The sequence below is a fragment of the Arthrobacter sp. SPG23 genome, assembly GCF_000876655.1.
Lineage (GTDB): Bacteria > Actinomycetota > Actinomycetes > Actinomycetales > Micrococcaceae > Arthrobacter.
This window is the reverse complement of the sequence record NZ_JYCN01000035.1, coordinates 1-6,000: the sequence shown is the minus strand read 5'-3', so window position 1 is coordinate 6,000 and position 6,000 is coordinate 1. Positions and strand designations below refer to the sequence as shown.

General features: G+C 55.6%; 3 rRNA genes. All 3 read right to left on the bottom strand.

From position 1 onward, the window contains the following. Positions 1-52 precede the first annotated feature (52 nt). Positions 53-169, bottom strand: a 5S ribosomal RNA gene (rrf, locus tag TV39_RS21240). Between the two features lie 230 nt (positions 170-399). Next, positions 400-3,525 (bottom strand): 23S ribosomal RNA (locus tag TV39_RS21235). Between the two features lie 566 nt (positions 3,526-4,091). Beyond that, a 16S ribosomal RNA gene (locus TV39_RS21230) occupies positions 4,092-5,615 on the bottom strand. The 16S, 23S and 5S rRNA genes sit together here, the layout of an rRNA operon. Positions 5,616-6,000: the final 385 nt, after the last annotated feature.

Here is a 6,000-nt window from a genome sequence, read left to right as displayed (position 1 = left end):
TTAAAGTGGGAGAGCCCCAACCGTGTGGTTGGGGCTCTCGACCTGAATGATGTTCCGGCGGTGACCTACTCTCCCACACCCTCCCGGGTGCAGTACCATCGGCGCTGTGGGTCTTAGCTTCCGGGTTCGGAATGGGACCGGGCGTTTCCCCCACGCTATGACCGCCGTAACCCTTGCTCCACAACCCCTGGTTAGGGGTCGGGAAATCTGGTGGTTACAACATGCTCTGCCTGTTAGGGCAGTTGTGGTGTTGTTATGTAGTTTTTTGGTTCCTTGCAACGTTTCGTCTGGCGACGGGTTTGTTGGTTGGGAACCACATAGTGGACGCAAGCAGTCTTGTTCTCTTTGTACCGCCCCTGGGTGCAAACCCCTTTTGAATGGGTTTGCAAGGGGTGGTGTGTGGTGTAAGTTATCGGCCTATTAGTACCGGTCAGCTTCACGAGTCGTTAGTCCTCGCTTCCACATCCGGCCTATCAACCCAGTGGTCTGGCTGGGGGCCTCTCACACACAAGGTGTATGGAAATCTCATCTCGAAGCGAGCTTCCCGCTTAGATGCTTTCAGCGGTTATCCCATCCGAACGTAGCTAATCAGCGGTGCACTTGGCAGTACAACTGACACACCAGAGGTTCGTCCGTCCCGGTCCTCTCGTACTAAGGACAGCCCTTCTCAAATTTCCTGCGCGCGCAGCGGATAGGGACCGAACTGTCTCACGACGTTCTAAACCCAGCTCGCGTACCGCTTTAATGGGCGAACAGCCCAACCCTTGGGACCTACTCCAGCCCCAGGATGCGACGAGCCGACATCGAGGTGCCAAACCATGCCGTCGATATGGACTCTTGGGCAAGATCAGCCTGTTATCCCCGAGGTACCTTTTATCCGTTGAGCGACGGCCATTCCACAATGTACCGCCGGATCACTAGTCCCGACTTTCGTCCCTGCTCGAGATGTCTCTCTCACAGTCAAGCTCCCTTGTGCACTTACACTCGACACCTGATTGCCAACCAGGCTGAGGGAACCTTTGGGCGCCTCCGTTACTTTTTAGGAGGCAACCGCCCCAGTTAAACTACCCATCAGGCACTGTCCCTGACCCGGATTACGGGCCGAAGTTAGATGTCCAAAGTGACCAGAGTGGTATTTCAACGATGACTCCACCCGAACTGGCGTCCGGGCTTCAACGTCTCCCACCTATCCTACACAAGCCACTCCGAACACCAATACCAAACTATAGTAAAGGTCTCGGGGTCTTTCCGTCCTGCTGCGCGTAACGAGCATCTTTACTCGTACTGCAATTTCGCCGAGTTTATGGTTGAGACAGCGGGGAAGTCGTTACTCCATTCGTGCAGGTCGGAACTTACCCGACAAGGAATTTCGCTACCTTAGGATGGTTATAGTTACCACCGCCGTTTACTGGGGCTTAAATTCTCAGCTTCGCCTTGCGGCTAACCGGTCCTCTTAACCTTCCAGCACCGGGCAGGAGTCAGTCCGTATACATCGTCTTGCGACTTCGCACGGACCTGTGTTTTTAGTAAACAGTCGCTTCCCCCTGGTCTCTGCGGCCCCGATCCCCTCCGGACAGCGTGTGTCCATCAAGGTTGGGGCCCCCCTTCTCCCGAAGTTACGGGGGCATTTTGCCGAGTTCCTTAACCATAATTCTCTCGATCGCCTTAGTATTCTCTACCTGATCACCTGTGTCGGTTTGGGGTACGGGCGGCTAAAACCTCGCGTCGATGCTTTTCTAGGCAGCATAGGATCACCGAATCCCCCCCTACGGGGGTCCCGTCAGGTCTCAGGCATCATGAACGGCGGATTTGCCTACCGTTCGCCCTACATCCTTGGACCGGGACAACCATCGCCCGGCTCGGCTACCTTCCTGCGTCACACCTGTTAATACGCTTACCTCCCAGGATCAGGTCCCGCGCTCCACCAAAAACCGCACACCACAAGGGTGATTGGTCAGGTCTCGGGCAGTTAGTATCCCCTGTTCAGCATGGGCGGTTTTTCGCCGGTACGGGAATATCAACCCGTTGTCCATCGACTACGCCTGTCGGCCTCGCCTTAGGTCCCGACTTACCCAGGGCAGATTAGCTTGACCCTGGAACCCTTGATCATTCGGCGGACGGGTTTCTCACCCGTCTTTCGCTACTCATGCCTGCATTCTCACTCGTGTAGGCTCCACCGCTGGTTTACACCGCGACTTCACTGCCCACACGACGCTCCCCTACCCATCCACACTCCTGAACCACAAAGGCTTGGATAAAATGTGAATGCCACAACTTCGGCGGTGTACTTGAGCCCCGCTACATTGTCGGCGCGGAATCACTTGACCAGTGAGCTATTACGCACTCTTTTAAGGATGGCTGCTTCTAAGCCAACCTCCTGGTTGTCTTCGCAACTCCACATCCTTTCCCACTTAGCACACGCTTAGGGGCCTTAGTTGGTGGTCTGGGCTGTTTCCCTCTCGACTATGAAGCTTATCCCCCACAGTCTCACTGCTGCGCTCTCACTTACCGGCATTCGGAGTTTGGCTGACGTCAGTAACCTTGTAGGGCCCATTAGCCATCCAGTAGCTCTACCTCCGGTAAGAAACACGCAACGCTGCACCTAAATGCATTTCGGGGAGAACCAGCTATCACGAAGTTTGATTGGCCTTTCACCCCTACCCACAGCTCATCCCCTCCATTTTCAACTGAAGTGGGTTCGGTCCTCCACGACGTCTTACCGTCGCTTCAACCTGGCCATGGGTAGATCACTTCGCTTCGGGTCTAGATCACGCCACTGCAACGCCCTATTCAGACTCGCTTTCGCTACGGCTGCCCCACACGGGTTAACCTCGCGACGTAACACTAACTCGCAGGCTCATTCTTCAAAAGGCACGCCGTCACCAGAATCAGACTGGCTCCGACGGATTGTAAGCACACGGTTTCAGGTACTGTTTCACTCCCCTCCCGGGGTACTTTTCACCTTTCCCTCACGGTACTGGTCCGCTATCGGTCATTAGGGAGTATTTAGGCTTATCAGGTGGTCCTGACAGATTCGCACGGGATTTCTCGGGCCCCGTGCTACTTGGGATACTCTCCAGGCGGTACACAACATTACGGTTACGGGGCTCACACCCTCTCTGGCCGGCCTTTCAAGACCGTTCACCTATGCCTGCACATCACACCCCACTGTCCCGGCAGAGACAGAACGGAAAGTCCCACAACCCCGACCATGCAACGCCCGCCGGCTATCACACATGGAACGGTTTAGCCTGATCCGCGTTCGCTCGCCACTACTAACGGAATCACTATTGTTTTCTCTTCCTGCGGGTACTGAGATGTTTCACTTCCCCGCGTTCCCTCCACGCACCCTATGTGTTCAGATGCGGGTCACCAGGTAACTCGCGTCCCTGGCGGGGTTTCCCCATTCGGACACCCTGGGATCACAGTCCGGTTATCGACTCCCCCAGGCTTATCGCAGATTCCTACGTCCTTCTTCGGCTCCTAATGCCAAGGCATCCACCGTGTGCTCTTAAAAACTTGACCACAAAAGATCAATCAGAAATTTTCGAGAGAACCACAGAAACCAACCACACCCAACAACCACCCCCCGCCCCGAAAGACAAGGAATCATCATCACGCGCAGCCAGATCCAGGTTCATATTCTTGGAAATTGCTTCTTATAAAAGATGCTCGCGTCCACTATGTAGTTCTCAAACAACAACCCCGTACCACACACCCCACACACACAACCCGCAAGGGCCGATACATGCATGATCGATGCAGCCAGGAAACCAGAAACACAAGTACCACACCACCACCGGAGCCTCCCGCAAAGGAAACACCCGGCCATGCCATGGTCCTGTTGCCTCAGGACCCAACAGTGTGCCAAACACTACCCGGCAATCCACACCGGCAAGCGTTCCAGAACCGGGACCCTCAAGAGGGACCCCGTTCGTACTTGCTGCCGGCACGTGCCACCAGGCACCTATTTGCTGATATTCCACCCGTGAGCACCCGCCGCAGAACTAGCGTCTGCGCAACGGGCGTACTCCTGACAACACCACCACACAGACATAACGCCTGGCAGGGTTGCTGTAGGTGCTCCTTAGAAAGGAGGTGATCCAGCCGCACCTTCCGGTACGGCTACCTTGTTACGACTTAGTCCCAATCGCCAGTCCCACCTTCGACAGCTCCCTCCCACAAGGGGTTAGGCCACCGGCTTCGGGTGTTACCAACTTTCGTGACTTGACGGGCGGTGTGTACAAGGCCCGGGAACGTATTCACCGCAGCGTTGCTGATCTGCGATTACTAGCGACTCCGACTTCATGGGGTCGAGTTGCAGACCCCAATCCGAACTGAGACCGGCTTTTTGGGATTAGCTCCACCTCACAGTATCGCAACCCTTTGTACCGGCCATTGTAGCATGCGTGAAGCCCAAGACATAAGGGGCATGATGATTTGACGTCGTCCCCACCTTCCTCCGAGTTGACCCCGGCAGTCTCCCATGAGTCCCCGCCATTACGCGCTGGCAACATGGAACGAGGGTTGCGCTCGTTGCGGGACTTAACCCAACATCTCACGACACGAGCTGACGACAACCATGCACCACCTGTGAACCGGCCCCAAAGGGGAAGGACTGTTTCCAGCCCGGTCCGGCCCATGTCAAGCCTTGGTAAGGTTCTTCGCGTTGCATCGAATTAATCCGCATGCTCCGCCGCTTGTGCGGGCCCCCGTCAATTCCTTTGAGTTTTAGCCTTGCGGCCGTACTCCCCAGGCGGGGCACTTAATGCGTTAGCTACGGCGCGGAAAACGTGGAATGTCCCCCACACCTAGTGCCCAACGTTTACGGCATGGACTACCAGGGTATCTAATCCTGTTCGCTCCCCATGCTTTCGCTCCTCAGCGTCAGTTAATGCCCAGAGACCTGCCTTCGCCATCGGTGTTCCTCCTGATATCTGCGCATTTCACCGCTACACCAGGAATTCCAGTCTCCCCTACATCACTCTAGTCTGCCCGTACCCACCGCAGATCCGGAGTTGAGCCCCGGACTTTCACGGCAGACGCGACAAACCGCCTACGAGCTCTTTACGCCCAATAATTCCGGATAACGCTTGCGCCCTACGTATTACCGCGGCTGCTGGCACGTAGTTAGCCGGCGCTTCTTCTGCAGGTACCGTCACTTTCGCTTCTTCCCTACTGAAAGAGGTTTACAACCCGAAGGCCGTCATCCCTCACGCGGCGTCGCTGCATCAGGCTTTCGCCCATTGTGCAATATTCCCCACTGCTGCCTCCCGTAGGAGTCTGGGCCGTGTCTCAGTCCCAGTGTGGCCGGTCACCCTCTCAGGCCGGCTACCCGTCGTCGCCTTGGTGAGCCATTACCTCACCAACAAGCTGATAGGCCGCGAGTCCATCCAAAACCACAAAAAGCTTTCCACCCCCCACCATGCGATGAGGAGTCATATCCGGTATTAGACCCAGTTTCCCAGGCTTATCCCAGAGTTAAGGGCAGGTTACTCACGTGTTACTCACCCGTTCGCCACTAATCCCCCAGCAAGCTGGGATCATCGTTCGACTTGCATGTGTTAAGCACGCCGCCAGCGTTCATCCTGAGCCAGGATCAAACTCTCCGTTGAAGTAAAACAAAAACAGACACACCATGCGCCCCCGGGAAAACGGGAAACACACAATGCACAAAATTTGAAACCAGCTGTAAAAACCAGACCACACCACGGGGTGGCGGATCCAGTCAATTCAACCAATCCATAAAATAAATTGGTATCAACAAACTTGGCACACTATTGAGTTCTCAAACAACAGACACACCCGGCACCACCACAACATCTCAGCCGTGGATCGCTCCGGAGCAACTTTTCTAACTTACCCGATCCCGGACCGCTTTGCAAACCGGCGTTTCCGCCATCCACAAGCACCACAGGAAGGGTCCCCGCCCGGTTTCCGCACGCCATAACAGCGCCGTTTTCAGGCCATTCAGAAAGGGGGTCGGTCGCTATCTTTCCG